This window comes from Ferruginibacter lapsinanis (assembly GCF_020783315.1).
GTDB classification, from domain to species: domain Bacteria; phylum Bacteroidota; class Bacteroidia; order Chitinophagales; family Chitinophagaceae; genus Ferruginibacter; species Ferruginibacter lapsinanis.
In genome coordinates, this window is sequence record NZ_CP086063.1 from 2339826 (window position 1) to 2356347 (window position 16522).

General features: G+C 36.7%; 14 protein-coding genes. 3 read left to right on the top strand and 11 right to left on the bottom strand.

What is annotated here, in order from left to right:
- Positions 1 to 19 precede the first annotated feature (19 nt).
- Entirely contained in the window at positions 20 to 1153 is a 1134-nt protein-coding gene (locus LK994_RS10015) for a cysteine desulfurase family protein (RefSeq protein ID WP_229759944.1), read from the top strand.
- Positions 1154 to 1163: 10 nt separating this feature from the next.
- Here LK994_RS10015 and LK994_RS10020 read toward each other — a convergent pair whose 3' ends face one another.
- The 9 genes from LK994_RS10020 to hemA form a co-directional block, all read right to left on the bottom strand.
- A complete protein-coding gene (locus LK994_RS10020) occupies positions 1164 to 3176 on the bottom strand; it encodes a T9SS type B sorting domain-containing protein (protein ID WP_229759945.1) in 2013 nt (670 codons plus the stop codon).
- Between the two features lie 99 nt (positions 3177 to 3275).
- Positions 3276 to 3749 carry a nucleoside deaminase gene (locus LK994_RS10025; RefSeq protein ID WP_229759946.1) on the bottom strand — a complete coding sequence of 158 codons (474 nt, stop codon included), beginning with the start codon at positions 3747 to 3749 and terminating at the stop codon, positions 3276 to 3278.
- 93 nt (positions 3750 to 3842) lie between these two features.
- Positions 3843 to 5126 carry a glutamate-1-semialdehyde 2,1-aminomutase gene (hemL, locus tag LK994_RS10030; protein WP_229759947.1) on the bottom strand — a complete coding sequence of 428 codons (1284 nt, stop codon included), beginning with the start codon at positions 5124 to 5126 and terminating at the stop codon, positions 3843 to 3845.
- A gap of 28 nt (positions 5127 to 5154) precedes the next feature.
- Positions 5155 to 6129, bottom strand: a complete 975-nt coding sequence (gene hemB, locus LK994_RS10035) for a porphobilinogen synthase (protein WP_229759948.1) — start codon at positions 6127 to 6129, stop codon at positions 5155 to 5157.
- A 53-nt stretch (positions 6130 to 6182) separates the two neighbouring features.
- Positions 6183 to 7148, bottom strand: a complete 966-nt coding sequence (hemF, locus tag LK994_RS10040; protein WP_229759949.1) for an oxygen-dependent coproporphyrinogen oxidase — start codon at positions 7146 to 7148, stop codon at positions 6183 to 6185.
- A gap of 21 nt (positions 7149 to 7169) precedes the next feature.
- Entirely contained in the window at positions 7170 to 8204 is a 1035-nt protein-coding gene (gene hemE, locus LK994_RS10045; RefSeq protein ID WP_229759950.1) for a uroporphyrinogen decarboxylase, read from the bottom strand.
- Positions 8201 to 8917: a uroporphyrinogen-III synthase gene (locus LK994_RS10050; RefSeq protein WP_229759951.1), complete on the bottom strand. Its 717-nt coding sequence runs from the start codon at positions 8915 to 8917 to the stop codon at positions 8201 to 8203. Before LK994_RS10050 ends, hemE begins: the two co-directional genes overlap by 4 nt.
- On the bottom strand, positions 8910 to 9839 hold the full coding sequence (gene hemC / locus LK994_RS10055; protein WP_229759952.1) for a hydroxymethylbilane synthase: 930 nt from the start codon (positions 9837 to 9839) through the stop codon (positions 8910 to 8912). The genes LK994_RS10050 and hemC overlap by 8 nt, the downstream gene beginning before the upstream one ends.
- Before the next feature lie 2 nt (positions 9840 to 9841).
- Positions 9842 to 11092 (bottom strand): glutamyl-tRNA reductase, encoded by a 1251-nt coding sequence (hemA, locus tag LK994_RS10060; protein WP_229759953.1) that lies wholly within the window; start codon positions 11090 to 11092, stop codon positions 9842 to 9844.
- A gap of 150 nt (positions 11093 to 11242) precedes the next feature.
- Between hemA and hemH the strand changes: the two genes are divergently transcribed.
- A complete protein-coding gene (gene hemH / locus LK994_RS10065; RefSeq protein ID WP_229759954.1) occupies positions 11243 to 12262 on the top strand; it encodes a ferrochelatase in 1020 nt (339 codons plus the stop codon).
- A 45-nt stretch (positions 12263 to 12307) separates the two neighbouring features.
- Positions 12308 to 12832 carry a CopD family protein gene (locus LK994_RS10070; RefSeq protein WP_229759955.1) on the top strand — a complete coding sequence of 175 codons (525 nt, stop codon included), beginning with the start codon at positions 12308 to 12310 and terminating at the stop codon, positions 12830 to 12832.
- A 1-nt stretch (position 12833) separates the two neighbouring features.
- Here the strand turns inward: LK994_RS10070 and LK994_RS10075 are convergent, their stop codons facing one another.
- Together LK994_RS10075 and LK994_RS10080 are read right to left on the bottom strand one after the other, a co-directional pair.
- Positions 12834 to 13586: a LytR/AlgR family response regulator transcription factor gene (locus tag LK994_RS10075; RefSeq protein WP_229759956.1), complete on the bottom strand. Its 753-nt coding sequence runs from the start codon at positions 13584 to 13586 to the stop codon at positions 12834 to 12836.
- Positions 13587 to 13592: 6 nt separating this feature from the next.
- Entirely contained in the window at positions 13593 to 16481 is a 2889-nt protein-coding gene (locus LK994_RS10080) for a sensor histidine kinase (RefSeq protein WP_229759957.1), read from the bottom strand.
- Positions 16482 to 16522: the final 41 nt, after the last annotated feature.

A 16522-nucleotide genomic window follows, 5' to 3' on the forward strand; every position in this document is an offset into this window, starting at 1 on the left:
AGACTATGGACAATTGACTATGGACTCTCAAAGAATTTATTTCGACAACGCTGCTACCACACCTCTTGATCCGGAAGTGCTGGAAGTAATGATGCCTTATTTAACGGAAAAATTCGGTAACCCTTCTTCTATATATTCCTACGGAAGAGAATCCAGAATGGCGATAGAAAATGCCAGGAAGAGCGTAGCGAAGATCTTGCATGCGCATCCATCCGAAATATTTTTTACCAGTGGTGGAACAGAAAGTAGTAATACCGCCATTGCAGCGGCTATAAAAGATCTGGGCTGCACACATATCATTACGTCTCCGATAGAACATCATGCTGTATTGCATTCTGTAGAGCATCGGAAAAATATCAATCATGTTAAAATTAGTTATGTAAAGTTGCTGCCTGATGGTCATGTGGACCTGGCCGATCTGGAAAGTCTTTTATCCTCATCAGGACAAAAAACGCTGGTAACATTAATGCATGCTAATAATGAGATTGGTAATATTTTAGATATACATGCAGTAGGAGATATTTGTAAAAAATACAATGCTGTTTTTCATAGTGACACCGTACAGACGCTTGGGCATTTTCCATTCGATCTGCGTAATACTAATGTGCATTTTATAACCGGGGCAGCACATAAATTTCACGGGCCTAAAGGAGTAGGCTTATTGTATATCAATGAAAATGTAAAAATAAATCCATTGGTACATGGCGGTTCTCAGGAAAGAAATATGAGAGCCGGAACAGAAAACCTATATGGTATTGTGGGGGTTGCAAAAGCCCTGGAAATAGCCACCAATAACTACGAGAAAGACAGTGTATATATCCGTAGTTTGAAACAATATATGTATGATTCTCTTAAGAAAAATATCCCGGGAGTTAGTTTTAACGGAGATGTTTTAGGCAGGAGTTTATATACCGTGTTGAGTGTTAATTTTCCTGCATCAGAAAGATCTGAAATGTTGTTATTTAATTTAGATATCAATAATATCTGCGCAAGTGGTGGAAGTGCCTGCACCAGTGGTATAGATGTGGGCAGTCATGTGATCAGGGCTATTTATCCAGATTCCGGATTAGTAACGGTTCGGTTTAGCTTTAGTAAGTATAATACCACAAATGAAATAGATCTGGTAGTTGAAAAATTAAAAGAATTGATCTAACGAAGGCTATTTATCTTATTAATACAGTAGTTCCTTTTGAAAATTTCTTTTCTCCCGTTTCGATATTGGTATATTCTAGCGTCCATACGTACGTTCCCGGATCCTGTGGTTTTCCGGAAAAAGTTCCATCCCATTTATTTGTCCAGTCGGTAGTTGTAAAGAGTAATTGGCCTAAACGGTTAAATACGTTGAATTGCAATTTGGTTGCTTTGTATGCATTTGTAGGGTAAAGAAAATCATTTAATCCATCACCATTAGGGGTAAACGCAGTTGGAACGGCAATATAACAATTTCCTAATACTTTTATTTTTTGATATGCTGTATCAGCGCAGTTGATATTGTTTTTTACAATTAATCTTGCAGTGTAGTCTTTTGGTATGTTAGTATAAGGGTATTGTTGTTTGGGGGGCACCTGTAAACTGCTTGTATTTGCATTTCCAAAATCCCATGACCAACTGCTTATTTTTCCAATACTTTTATCAGTAAAAGGAACAAGGTCGTCGGGGCAAACCAAAGCACTTGTCTCAAATGAAGCTTTCAATGTATTATCCAGATCTACCACTGCTGAAGCTGTATCTGAACAAACCCCGTTTGAAACGATCAGTGTTGCATTCTTTTTGCCAAATGCGTTATATGCAATGGAGGTATCTTTTGAAGTACTTGTAATATTGTTATCGAATTTCCATTGCCAACTGTTTACTTCATTTCTTCCGTCATGAGAAAAATCAATGATATCCTGTTTGCAATCGAATTTTATAGTAGCTGTAAACACTGCAGATACCGTATCTTTTGCTGAAAATTGAATGGTAGCTCCGGCAGGTGTAGGCATATCACATTCATTAATGATCGTATTGCCATCACTACCTGTTTTTAACCGGATAGTATAATTCCCCTTAGTTTGTATAGGAGTTGATAATTTAATGCTGATAGTATTGGTAAGTCCATTGGTATTGCAAGTTCCTTTTGCACTTGCAATTGTAACAGCAGAAGGGCCTGTTATCATAAAATCACTTCCATCAGAAGCGATGGAGTTACACTGCATCATTTTTTTAAATACTAACTCCAGTTCATCCGGCGCACAGCCTAATGCCGACAGGCTATCCATAGGAGTTGGTATTAATGGATATACTGTAACAGGGATTTTTTCACCTACTGGAATGGTTCTGTCACAATTGTCAACAAGTGTATTGCCGTCAGAACCATTTGAAATAGTTATTGTGTATCCTTGAGGAGGTAATGGACCATTGAGCACTAATCTTACAGAATCCATATCAAATGCATTATTGCAATTGATTCCTGTAGCAGAAATTACAGAAGCAACAGCAGGGGTAATGGTAAACTCACTTCCATTGGCAGAAAGACTGTTGCATTTCATTTCCTTGTTAAGTCTGATATCAATAACAGAACCATCACATGGGGCTCTGGCACTTTCTAAATGTGGCTCAACCGGATCAGTAATATTTGCTGTACCTCCATTAAATGATAATGTATAACCACTTTGTGAATCTCCGGAGAAATGACTGATCAACAATAAATAATTATGGCCTTGCTGCAATACCGGCATCTTACTGTACAGCGGCCTGTAAGGGTTTCTAGGGCTGCTTCCACATACTATCAGTGATTCGGCGGTGGCAGACGTTCCGGTAGTACCTTCTTCACCAGACCAATTACATGCCACTAATAACGATGCATCACTATATACATCTGAAGGATTGCGGCCCGTTATATCAAATATTTGCCAGTCATAATCATCGGATGTAATGTTTGGCTTTATTTCAAGTCCTAATGTGCCGGTACTAAAACAGGTAAATTTGTACCAGTAAGGGTTAATGTCTGTAATCAGATCAGCACTGCATGGCCCTGGTATCGGTCGTCCACCACAAACTGGCACACTGCTTTGAATAAAATTGGCAGTACCGCACACAGGGAAGGCTGTTCCGGGATTTTGTCCCAAAGTGGTACATTGAGCAGAACAGAATTTTGTAGCTAAAATGGTAAGCAGTACGATACAATAATACTTCATAGATTGTAGAGATGGCGAAATTATACGCTATGATGCTTTGGTTTACTGTTTTGCTGTAAAGTAAACAGATTATTTGTTACTAAAATGACAAATAATATATCAATATTCCGTTTTATCGGGTTTGTTGGCCCATTCTTCAAAAACTTTTAATGCATCATTTCTTCCAAGAGGTATAATAGGTATTTTTCTTTCGTGCATTTCAGCTTTCATCTCATCATAGATCATGGAGTCATCAAAGCCTATATCTGCAGCATCTTTTCTATTATTGGCAAAGTAAACAACTTTTGGTCTTGCCCAATAAATAGCACCCAGGCACATAGGGCAGGGCTCACAGGAAGTATAAATCTCACAATCAGTCAACTGAAAAGAGTTTAGATTTTTACAGGCATCCCTGATGGCAGTAACTTCTGCATGTGCAGTAGGATCATTGCTACTGGTAACTTTGTTGTTACCTCTACCTACTATCTCATCTCCTTTTACAACAACACAGCCAAAGGGCCCGCCTTCATTATTTACAACGCCATTGAGTGATAATTTAATGGCTTCCTGCATGAATTTTTCTTCTCTTGTCATTATCGTATTTACTTTGTTTAGTAAATATAAATAAAAATCGAGTAAATAAGGGTTGGCAGATAGGCTCAATGATGAGTGGGCTGCCTTTATTTTTTAATATCCATCAAATGCGTCGAAAGCTTCAATTGTTTTATCCAGATCTTCATAGGTTAAAGCATCATTTAAAAACCAACTTTCGTAAGCAGAAGGAGGGAGGTATATTCCTTTATCCAACATAAAATGAAATAGTTTATTAAACAAAGGAATATCTGCTTTTGATGCGCTGTCAAAATCGATAATGTCATGATTGCAGAAATGAACACTTATCATGCTGCCAAACCTGTTGATACGGAAATTAACCTTGCGTTTAGTTAATACATTTCTTATGCCGTCTTCTAAATATTTTGTTTTGTCTTCCAGTGATTGGTATATAGCTGGATTGTTCTTTAATTCTTCCAACATGGTAAAACCTGCTATCATAGCAATCGGATTACCACTTAAAGTTCCTGCCTGATACACATTTCCGAGAGGGGCAATATGTTGCATGATCTCTTTTTTGCCACCAAATGCGCCTACCGGCATACCACCCCCGATCACTTTTCCGTAAGTAACTAGATCAGCTTTGATATTCAGCTTTTCCTGTGCACCGCCAGGAGCCAGTCTGAAGCCGGTCATTACTTCGTCAAAAATAAAAACAATGTTTTCCTCGTCGCATATTTTTCTAAGTCCTTCTAAAAAACCTGGTTGTGGTATGATACAGCCCATATTACCTGCAACGGGTTCTATTATTATTGCAGCGACCTGATCTTTATTTTCTGCCACTAATTTTTTAACAGCCTCCAAATTATTATAGGGGGCATTCAAGGTGTCATTTGAAACACCGGCAGTGATACCGGGAACAGTTTGAATATTGAATGTAGCTAAACCGCTGCCTGCTTTTACTAAAAATGAATCAGCATGTCCATGGTAATTGCCTTCAAATTTAATTATCTTATTCTTGCCTGTGTAACCTCTTGCTAATCTGATAGCACTCATGCAAGCCTCTGTGCCGCTGCTCACCATTCTGATCATATCAACATTAGGAACCATACTGATGATCATCTCTGCCATTTCTATTTCTAAGGTAGTAGGGGCGCCATAGGAAGTGGAGTATTCGGCGTATTCCTGTATAGCTTTAACCACAGGCTCGTATGCATGACCTAAGATCATTGGTCCCCATGAAGCAATGTAATCTATATATTGATTGTCATCTACATCATATAAATAAGCTCCATAAGCTTTTTCTATAAAGAGAGGAGTACCTCCAACGCTTTTAAATGCTCTTACCGGTGAGTTAACTCCTCCGGGAATGCTTTTCTGCGCTCTTTCGAATAATATTTTACTTCTTGTTGTGTCCATAAATGAAAAATGAAAAGTGAAAAAATGGTTACCCTAATAGTTTAACCGCATCCTTTGCAAAATAAGTTGCAATCAAATCTGCACCTGCTCTTTTGATTGAAGTAAGACTTTCTATAATTGCTTTTTCTTCATTTAGCCAGCCCATTTTAGATGCAGCTTTTATCATAGCATATTCGCCACTGACATGGTATGCACTAACAGGAACGGTTACACTGTTTTTTACTTCACGGATAATATCCAGATAAGCCATGGCAGGTTTTACCATTACAATATCAGCTCCTTCTTCTACATCCATCAGTGTTTCTTTGATGGCTTCTATCCGGTTGGCATAATCCATCTGATAAGTTTTTTTATCACCAAACCCCGGTGCAGAATCCAAGGCATCTCTGAAAGGGCCATAAAAACAGGAAGCATATTTAGCACTATAAGACATGATGCCGGTTTTGGTAAAATTATTTTCTTCTAATACCTTACGAATAGCACCAATACGACCATCCATCATGTCGCTGGGTGCAACAAAATCGGCGCCTGCCTTCGCATGACTAAGGCTCATTTTCAGCAAAGCTTCTACTGTGGGGTCATTGACAATTTCGCCATTTTCTACGATCCCATCATGTCCGTAAGAAGAATAGGGGTCAAGTGCAACATCAGTCATTACCAGCATTTCAGGAACTGCATCTTTAATCGCTTTGATGCTGCGTTGCATCAATCCATCGGGGTTCCAGGATTCTTTGCCGGTATTGTCCTTTGTATCATCTGCTGCTTTTACAAATAGCAATACAGATCTGATGCCCATGCTCCATAATTCTTTTACCTCTTTAATTGTTTCATCCAGCGATCGACGGTAATATCCGGGCATGGAGGGTATTTCAAAAATAACATGCTGGCCTTCATCAATAAATAAAGGTGCAATAAAATCAGCAGGGGTTAATATTGTTTCAGCAACAAGATTTCTTATCGATGCATTGGTTCTTAATATTCTGTTTCGTCTTTGTAAATACATAGTTGTAGATTGTTATGTTTTTGCAGCGCTTTAAATCTGAAGTTTATCTGTATCTAGCAAGTATTCACTTTTGATGCCCATTCGTCATCAGAAATATTGTTGACTGAATTTACCCATTCTTTAGGTATTAAACAAGCCTGCAATAATTTATCTTCTTCACTTCCTTTTTCGGGTTGATAATTATATTCAAATCTTACCGTAGGAGGCAGGCTCATTAAAATACTCTCAATTCTTCCATTGGTTTTTAACCCAAAAATTGTGCCTCTATCGTGTACCAGGTTAAATTCTGTATATCTCCCTCTTCTTATTTCTTGCCAATGTTTATGCTTGTCAGTATATGGGGTGTTTTTTCTTTTTTCAATAATGGGGATATAAGATTCAATGAAGGCGTATCCACATGCTTTTGCAAAGCTTATCCAGAAATTCAGGTCTTTTGTCAGGGATACTTTTTGATAGTCGTAAAAGATTCCGCCGATGCCTCTGCGTTCGTTATTGCGATGCGTATTTACAAAATAATTGTCGCATTGCTTTTTGAAGTCAGGATAAAAATCCGGGTCGAAAGTATCACATACATTTTTATACGTTAGATGAAAATGCCTGGCATCTTCATCTAATAAATAATATGGAGTAAGATCTGTACCACCACCAAACCATCTGTCTACAACATTATTTTCTTTATCGTAGAGTTCAAACATCCGGTAATTGCAATGTACGGTAGGCACAAAAGGGTTAGAGGGATGAATTACTAAACTAAGTCCGCAGGCAAACCATTTATCTCCATTTATTTTCAGTTGTGTACGCATCAGGTCTGTCACATCACCAAATACGACTGATGTATTCACACCTCCTTTTTCAATTACATTTCCATTGCTGATCACTCTTGTTTTGCCGCCACCGCCTTCAGGTCTTTCCCAGGCATCTTCAATAAATGTTGCTTTGCCATCACTTTTTTCCAGTGCTGCACAAATATCATTTTGTAATTGATGAATAAACGAGATCCATTGGTCTTTAAAATCCATAATCAAATCATTTACATTTTATTATGTGTGCCTGAATTCTTTCACTGCATCTACAAAAGCTTTTGCATGATCAACAGGTACGTTAGGCAAAATGCCGTGACCTAAATTAGCAATATGTCTTCCGGGGCCAAAAGCAGTCAGCATTTCGTTTACTTCACTTTTTATTTGAGGAATGGGTGCTAACAATTTAGCCGGGTCAAAATTACCTTGCAGAGTTACATTATTGCCCGCAAATTGTCTTGCCAGTTTTGGTGTGATGCACCAATCTATTCCGAGTCCATGAGCGCCGGTAGCCGCCATTGCATCCAAACTGTGCCAGGCTCCTTTAGCAAATACAATGGTAGGTACAATATCTTTTGTAGCGGCTACAATTTGTCTGATATATTTCAAAGAAAATTCCTCAAAATCCTTAGGGCTTAATAAACCACCCCAGCTATCAAAGATTTGTACCACATCAGCGCCTGCTTTTGCTTGTGCTTTAAGGTATTCAATTGTAGTATCTGTGATCATTTGTAATAACTGATGAGCCAATGCAGGTTCTGTGTAACAAAATATTTTTGCTGCATCAAAAGTTTTAGAGCCTTTTCCCTGAACCATGTAACAAAGTAATGTCCATGGGGCGCCGGCAAAACCGATCAAAGGCACGCGGTTATTTAAACCTTGTTTAATTAATTTGATCGCATCAAATACATACCCTAAAGTTTCGTCTACATTCGGTACTCTTACTCTGTTAAGGTCATTGGTGTTTTTGATCGGATCGGGTAGGATAGGGCCCACACTTTCTACCAGCTGTACTTCCAATCCCATTGCCTGAGGAACAACTAAAATATCTGAAAATAAAATAGCAGCATCCACGCCAATAATATCCACGGGTTGCAGTGTTATTTCACATGCCAGTTCCGGAGTTTGGCAACGTTCAAAGAAGCCATATTTTCTTCTTAGTACCATATACTCAGGCAAGTATCTGCCTGCTTGCCTCATCATCCATACAGGGGTACGTTCTGTTGGTTCTCCTTTAAGGGCTCTTATTATCAGATCATTTTTTAACTGGCTCATATTGTTCTTGTATTAAAATATTCTATTACCGTTTGTACTAAATTTTCTTTTCCGGGTTTATTGCTGATGATAACAGTATTATCACAATATTGTTTGATCTTATTGGCTGTGGTTTGTCCTACGGTAAATGCAACCACATCCGGTTGTAAAGTATTGTTCTCAAAAAAACTTTCAACCGAACTCGGACTAAAGAATGCAATAGCATTATAGTTCTTATTCTCCAGTAAATGCGGTGTTTTAACCGTATGGTACACTTCGACTTCTGTTAATGGGATTCCTGCACTTGCTAATGTTTCCGGTAAATCCGGCAAACGTTTATTGCCACAAAAAAAAACTACCTCACCGGCAGGCTTATTCGCAATTGCAGCTTCGGCTAATTGCTTTGCATTAGAACCGGTTCCGGCGAGAGCGGTTTCTCCAAAAAAATTAATTACTGCCGGCTTACTTACGCCACTCATACAATACACCTGCCAATTGGGTTTTGTAGCAAGATGATTGGTAACAGAGGTGATAGCATTCAGGCTGGTAAAAATAGCGGTAATATGTTTGTCCTCCAGCGCTTTTATTTGTTCGATAGCTTTTTCATCCCGGGTAAGTGTAACATTAATAAATGGAGTATCGGTGATCATAACACCATTATCAGCAGCATTTCTGATCACTTCTTCAGGGATAACAGAAGTGCTGATCAATGATATGTTTTTAGTATCAGACATTTTTAATTGCATTAACGATTGCCTGGCCACCATTCTGTAATACTTCAGTAGCAGCTGTTGTACCTGCATTATCTGCTTCGGTCAATGCAAAGGTTTTGTTTACTTCAACTTTATATTTTCCATCTACACTACAAATATTTCCACTAAAAATTATCTGATCATTTTCTATTATAGCCAAAGCGCTGATAGGAGTTGAACAGCCTCCTAATAAGGTACGTAAGAAATCCCTTTCAATTTTAGTACAGATGGCAGTGTGGCTATCATTAAGATCGTGGCAAGCATCAAAACATAATTTGTCATCTTTCCTGCATACTACCATAATAGCACCCTGAGCCGGTGCAGGCAACATCCATTCAAGATTGATGGAGTTTTTCGGACGCAGGTTAATTCTTTCTAATCCGGCTGCAGCAAATATTGCTCCATTCCAATTGCTGTCGTTTGTTTTCTGCAATCGGGTATTAACATTACCTCTTAGATTTTCTATTGTATGATGAGGATACCTGTTCAGCCATTGTGCTTTTCGGCGTATGCTGCTTGTTGCAATAGTAAAGGGAATACTTGCATCTTCCATTTCTGCATTTAGTTTCAGCCATCCGTCTTTATAAACAAGGATATCTTTATAGGAAGCTCTTGGTAGCACAGCAGATTGAATAATACCTTCGGGTAATTGGGTTGGTACATCTTTCATTGAATGTACTGCAATATCAATTCTGTTATTCAATAAAGCAGCATCCAAACTTCTGGTAAAAACGCCTTGTACACCCATTTCGTATAACGGAGTTATAAGGTCAATATCACCTTCACTTTTGATATAGATCAGTTCAGATGCAATATTTTTTTCCTTGAGTAGGTTCTTTATCAGGTTGGCTTGCCAAACAGCAAGCTGGCTTTCTCTTGTGCCTATGCGTATTACTTTGTTCATATTTAGTTGCTGGCAGTTGGCGCAATAAAATCATTTATTGCTTCAATATAATGACAACCATAAGTAGCATGATTACGCATTTTTACAGCCATACCATCAATTACTTTTTGAATTTTTTGTTCCGGAGCAGTGGAAATATCGCAACTGTTATTTTGTTGAGCTTTTGCAGCTATGTATAAACCGCAATTGTGCATTTGTTGCAACTTATTTTTTACCGCCTTTAATACCGGTACATTCTTTCTCATTTGATGCCAGTCGATAAAATCATGTATATGTGTAGCGATTATGGTTTTAGCTTTTGGTACAGCTGCTTTTCTTTTTTGTAATGTGTCGTCTTTGATTTTAGATAGCTCATCGACATTTAATAATGTGATGCCGGGTAATTCACTGGCTCCTTCTTCCACGTTATAAGGGATAGACAGGTCTATGATAAGTTTCTCTGTATTGCCTGTTAAATGTTTTTTCAGTACGATGGGTTTTGCCGCATTTGTTGCCACCACTATAATATCTGCCTGTGTTATTTGATTAGCCAGGTCTTTTGCCGGTGCATATTGTAATCCTAGTTCTGTAGCTAATATCCTGGCTTTTTCCTCCGTACGGTTTATTAAGGTGATGTTGGTTGTGTTCAGATAATCCACCAGGTTTTTACAGGTATTACCACCAATCTTACCAACACCCAATAATAATATTTTTTTATTGCGGATATCTGTTATTTTTTCTTTAATAAACTGTATAGCAGCAAAAGAAACAGATACAGTGCCGTCGCTTAATGAAGTAGTGTTTTTTATTTCTTTAGATGATTGCAAAGCTGCGTTGATAATTCTCTCCAGATAAGTATCAATGAAGTTGTGCGCTTTAGAAAATTTTACGGCTTGTTTCAGTTGTCCCACAATTTCATAATCGCCTAATATCTGCGAATCCAAACCAGCGGATACATTAAATAGATGCTCTAATGCCGGTCTCCCTTTTTTTACATATGCCTTCTCATTGAATTGTTCGATTGAGCCTTCTGTTTGTGTACAAAGTAAATTAGATAACTGGGTAGCATTTTCTGCAAAGCCATATATTTCAGTTCGGTTGCAGGTAGACAATACAAAAAATTCTTTGATATTAAATGATTGAGCTGTATGTAACAATTGCAGGTATTGGTCTTCATTTATAGCAAACTTACCTCTTAGAGAGGCGTCGGTTTTTCTATAGTTTATTCCAACAATGAAAAAATTATTAATATCTGTTAACTTTTGACGATGCATTATGGATTTCGTCCCCAAAGGGTTTATGCAAAATTACTTCCAACTGTTTAGGTATACTAATTTTTACTGTCATTGAATTGTCATTTTAGTAATAATGTATGTCGGTGTTGAAGTGCTCATTAACTTTGCCGCCTATTCACAATGATAAATATGGCTACTGTAAAGAAAGGAATAATATTGATGAACCTGGGATCACCAGATTCTACCAGTGTAAAAGATGTACGTAAGTATTTAAATGAATTTTTGATGGATGGAAGAGTGATTGATATTCCTTATCTATCAAGATTATTATTGGTTAGAGGAATCATTGTTCCTTTCAGAGCGCCAAAATCTGCCGAAGCCTATAAAACTATATGGACAAAAGAGGGATCTCCATTGGTTGTGATCACCAAACAATTGCAATCGGCATTGCAGGCGCAGATATCTGAGCCTGTTGAAATAGCAATGCGTTATGGTGGCCCTACGCCTGAAGAAGCATTTAATAATTTGCTTAAACGGGAGCCGGGAATAGAAGAAGTGGTTGCAGTACCACTTTATCCGCATTATGCAATGAGTAGTTATGAAACAGCTGTAGAGCATACAAAGGAGGCATACAATAAAAATAAGTACTCATTTAAATTAAGTTTTGTTCCACCTTTTTATAATAATGCCGATTATATCAATGCATTGGCAGAAAATATGAGCAGGTATTTAGATATTGAGTATGATCATATTTTATTTAGCTATCATGGAGTTCCGGGAAGACATATCAAGAAAAGCGATACTACCGGCTGCCACTGTTTACAAGTGGAGAACTGTTGTCAAACGCCGTCGCCTGCTCATGCAACATGCTACAGGCATCAATGTTTTACTACTACCAGTTTAGTTACTAAACAACTAAATATTCCGGAAAATAAATATAGTATTTCTTTTCAGTCAAGATTAGGCAAAGGATGGTTGGAGCCTTTTACAGATATCCGATTGGCTGAGATGCCGAAAGAGGGGATAAAAAAATTATTGATTCTTTGTCCGGCTTTTGTAAGTGATTGCCTGGAAACTTTGGAAGAGATTGAAGAGCGTGGAAAAGAAATTTTTATCAATGCAGGAGGGGAGTCTTATAAAATGATTCCATGCCTGAATACCAATCCGATGTGGGTAGATACCTTAAAAAAAATGGTAACTGAAAGCTAGTAGTAATGCTATTTATAATAATTGATCATTCTAATACATTGTAAAGTGACTTACTTCTATATCAAAGCATTGCATATTATTTTTATTATAACCTGGTTTAGCGGCATGTTTTACATACCGAGATTATTTATTTATAATACAGAGGCAAATGAAAAGACGGGGGTAGAGAAGGAAGTGTTGCAGAAACAATTTTCAATTATGATGAAGCGTCTTTGGTTAGGCATCACCTGGCCTTCAGCAATACTTACACTTATTTTTGGTACCTGGATGGGTTTTTTGTATGGAGGAATACCCCAATGGTTGATGATTAAACTGTGCTTTGTAGTTGCTTTGTATGCATATCATTTCAGTCTTCAAAAGATATATAGCCTTCAAATGAAAGGGATATTTAAATATACTTCTCAACAGTTAAGAGTATGGAATGAAGTGGCCACTATCTTTTTAATAGCTATTGTAATGCTGGCGGTGGTCAAACAGGGGATGAGTTTGGTTTGGGGATTAGCCGGGTTGGTATTATTTATTGTAATACTAATGAGCGCTATCAAGATATACAAACAATTACGAAAATAAATTAGTACTTAAATCTTTCTAAAAATTCATCTTTTTTTCTGGCGCTTACTTCTACAGTTGTCCCATCTTCTAATTCAATATAACCGCCACGTCCCTTGTAATATTTCTTTATGTAATTCAGATTTACAATATGAGAGTGGTGCACTCTAAAAAAAATATCTGTTGGTAATATCTCTCCAAATTCTTTAAGCGACTTGGTGATCAACTCTTTACATTTACCTTTTATATACACATTGGTATAACTACCTTCAGCCTCAAAGTGCATAATGTTTTCTGTTTCTTCAAATATTAATCCGTTTGCAAAAGGCAGTCCGATCTTTTTTAGTGCTGGTGATTCAGTCTTGAAATTATCCATCAATGATTCAATACGCAAATTGATCTGCTTTTCTTCCAGTCTTCGTTTAACCTTTGCTACGGCAACTATTAGCTCATCAATGTTTACAGGTTTTAATAAGTAATCAATTGCTGAGTATTTAAAAGCCTGTATAGCATAATTATTAAATGCTGTGATAAAGATCACTTCAAAAGTTACCGGCGTAAGTTTGGCTAAGAGATCAAAGGCGTTGCCCATGGGCATTTCAATATCTAAAAAAACTAAATGAGGCTCTGTTTTTTTTATTAATGTCTCCCCTTTATGAATGTTTTCAGCGCTTCCTAGAATATCTATGTCTGGACAATAACTATGTAACATTTCTGTCAAGGTAATAATGTTACCTGGCTCATCGTCAATGACCACTGCTTTGATTTTATTCATTAGTTTTTATTTTAGAGGGAATTTTACGACCACCTCAGTTCCAATTCCGTTGTTATTATTATCTATGAGATCGGTTATGATTATTTCAATCTTATTTTCTTTTCCGGTATTCAATAGCTCAATGCGCTTCCCTGTAACACTCATTCCTTTACTCTGATATTCTATATGTCGATTACTTTTATATTTTTCTGCCATTGCCCGCCCTATACCATTGTCCCTGATTGTACATTCCAAATGGTCTTGTTGTTGAACAAAAATAATATCTAATTTACCTGCATTGCCTATTTTATTATGAATCCCATGCCGCAAAGCATTTTCTACATAAGGTTGCAGAAGCATTGCAGGTATCTCAATAAAATCTTTTTCGATTTTTGGGTCAATGTTTATAGCGTAGGTGAAATTGTCTGCATATCTTAATTGCTCAAGTTGTAAATAATTATTTAGATATTGTATTTCTTCACTAAGCCGAATGTTTTTCTTAATTGAATTTTCAAATGTAGATCTTATCAAGGAGGCAAATTGAGTAAGATATTTATTAGCTTTTTCCTTATCGTTCAACATAATAAACTGCTGAATGGAATTAAGGCAGTTGAAAATAAAATGCGGATTCATTTGAGCCTGCAAAGCCAGCTGTTCCATTTCGGCTATTTGTTGAATTGTTTTGTTTTTTTCTTCAACCTTTTGTTGCTTTAATTTAAAACGCCATTGCAAAATGGCCCAAAATAGACCTAGTGTTAATATGATTATGATTGCAATAAACCATCCTGTCTTCCAAAAGGGGGCTGCTATATAAAATTTAATGATACAGAGATCACTCTTCTTGTTAAATTTATTGATGGCGTATAATTGTAATTCATATTTTCCCGGAGGTAATGTGGGGTAGCTAATAGTGTTCGATGTTGTTGTTTCCCATTTATCATTCAATCCGGTCAGTTTATATTTATAAGTTATTTCACCACCGGATTTTAATGAAATGCCTGCATATTGAAACAGTATATTGTTTTCATTGTATTTGAGGCTGATATTATTTTTACTATCTAATTTTTTTCCGGAAACAATTACAGACTCTAATACTAAATTGCAAATTGAAACATTGATTAGATCCTTTTCTTTAAAATAGGTGAGTCCTGCCGGAGATCCTATCCATATTGTGCTGTCGGCTTGTATATAAATTGAATTTATAATATCGGAAGGTAATCCATCGGCACTACTGTATTTAACTATCGGGTAGTCCTTTTTTGAGATATCTATCTTGTTTATGCCTTTATTGGCTCCTACCCATAAAAAATTATTTTGCAAAAAAAGAGCTTTACAAATGTTGCTGCTTAATCCGTTGCTATCCGTAAGATTGCAGATTATTTTTCCTGATCTATAGCCTGTTATCCCTGCATCGGATGTTGCGACCCATATGATGCCATCCGGGGCTTGTAACATATTAGAAATACGTCGGGAGAGGCTATTGTGCGATGTTCCTAAAAAATGAGCTGTCTTATTTGTTTTTACCTCATATAAACCATGCAGTGTGCCAATATAATAATTGTTATTTGAGAATAACACTTTGGTAGTTCGATTGTTCCAGATGGTGTCGGTTATAGTAAGATCGGCTGTACGCATTTTGAACGCATAGAATGCCGTTCCTACCAACAAATAGTCTTTATTGATCTCTGAGACAGATTTGATAGAAGTGGTATAATTAAAGATCTTACTTCCGTTTTGATTGAGTTTAACTAAAAAAGTTTCATAGACCAAAATTAGGCTACCATCACTAAGTTTTTTTATTGATGTAACCCTGCTATTTGCTGTAGGACCAATAACAGATTTCATCATGTTCCATTCAAACTTATTTAAGAATGATACTTTTTTGTCTTTTGATATTACAAGTACTTTGCGGTGCTCACTTCCTGCGTAAATTTTTCCATCATTCTCTGCAATTGAAAATATTTCTTTGCTCTCTTTTTCTTTGTCTGTTTCGTTATATACATTTTTTATGTTCAAAGAAGGGAGTTTAAATACTCCATTATCAATGGTTCCAAACCATATGTTTTTTTCTTTGTCTATAAATGTTCTGGGTATTTTTTGTGTAGGGAGAAAGTGAGCGCCTAGTTTTTTATTTTGGGTATCAATTTGCCAGGCACCCTGATATGTGTTAAGAAATGTAAAGTTGGTGCCGGTACTGTCTGTTTCAAAACGGATAAAATCCTTAGATCTGTCTATCGTGGAGCTTTTTACTCCATTGCAAATGATACATAGTTTATCCCGATCAAGAAAACTTCCATCACTTTGGAGAGGAGTTCTGTCTATTAAAGTAAGCGACTTATCAGCATTTAGGGTGTAAATATTTTTATCAAATAATGAAGAAATAACTAACCTGCCGCAAAAAAAATTAAGTGTCAGTTTATCATGTGTTTTAAAAAGATCGAAAACATTGAATTTTGTTAATGAGTTATTTTTATCAATTATGTAAAAACAATAGGTGTCAGACAGGACAAGATATTTATCATAAACTTCATACACATTTTTTAATACTGAATTAAATTTTAAAGCGTTGGCTAAAGAGTCGTTTTTTGAGTTATGAATTTTACCATCTTGATAATAACATACTTCTGAACTAAAAGTACCTATCCATACCCTGTTTTTTGTGTCTGTAAATAATTCGAGAACATCATTGTCCGGTAGTCCGTCTTTTACAGTATAAGTTTTGAAGTTTTTGCCATCAAATCTACTAAGGCCATAGTCTGTGCCAAACCAGATAAAACCATCATTGTCCTGGCACATTGAGTAAACATGTGAGCCTGCAAGTCCGTTTTTGGTATCGTAATGTACATAATTATACTCCTGTGCTGTAAGTGTTAGCGACAGTGCTATTTGGAGGAGTATTAAAAAGTATTTACACATAAAACGAAACAAAGATAAAAAACCCCAGTTTTACCTGGGGT

Coding starts and splice junctions, on each gene's coding strand:
- LK994_RS10015 (WP_229759944.1), top strand. CDS start 20: ATGGACTCTCAAAGAATTTATTTCGACAACGCTGCTACCACACCTCTT.
- LK994_RS10020 (WP_229759945.1), bottom strand. CDS start 3,176: ATGAAGTATTATTGTATCGTACTGCTTACCATTTTAGCTACAAAATTC.
- LK994_RS10025 (WP_229759946.1), bottom strand. CDS start 3,749: ATGACAAGAGAAGAAAAATTCATGCAGGAAGCCATTAAATTATCACTC.
- hemL (WP_229759947.1), bottom strand. CDS start 5,126: ATGGACACAACAAGAAGTAAAATATTATTCGAAAGAGCGCAGAAAAGC.
- hemB (WP_229759948.1), bottom strand. CDS start 6,129: ATGTATTTACAAAGACGAAACAGAATATTAAGAACCAATGCATCGATA.
- hemF (WP_229759949.1), bottom strand. CDS start 7,148: ATGGATTTTAAAGACCAATGGATCTCGTTTATTCATCAATTACAAAAT.
- hemE (WP_229759950.1), bottom strand. CDS start 8,204: ATGAGCCAGTTAAAAAATGATCTGATAATAAGAGCCCTTAAAGGAGAA.
- LK994_RS10050 (WP_229759951.1), bottom strand. CDS start 8,917: ATGTCTGATACTAAAAACATATCATTGATCAGCACTTCTGTTATCCCT.
- hemC (WP_229759952.1), bottom strand. CDS start 9,839: ATGAACAAAGTAATACGCATAGGCACAAGAGAAAGCCAGCTTGCTGTT.
- hemA (WP_229759953.1), bottom strand. CDS start 11,092: ATGCATCGTCAAAAGTTAACAGATATTAATAATTTTTTCATTGTTGGA.
- hemH (WP_229759954.1), top strand. CDS start 11,243: ATGGCTACTGTAAAGAAAGGAATAATATTGATGAACCTGGGATCACCA.
- LK994_RS10075 (WP_229759956.1), bottom strand. CDS start 13,586: ATGAATAAAATCAAAGCAGTGGTCATTGACGATGAGCCAGGTAACATT.
- LK994_RS10080 (WP_229759957.1), bottom strand. CDS start 16,481: ATGTGTAAATACTTTTTAATACTCCTCCAAATAGCACTGTCGCTAACA.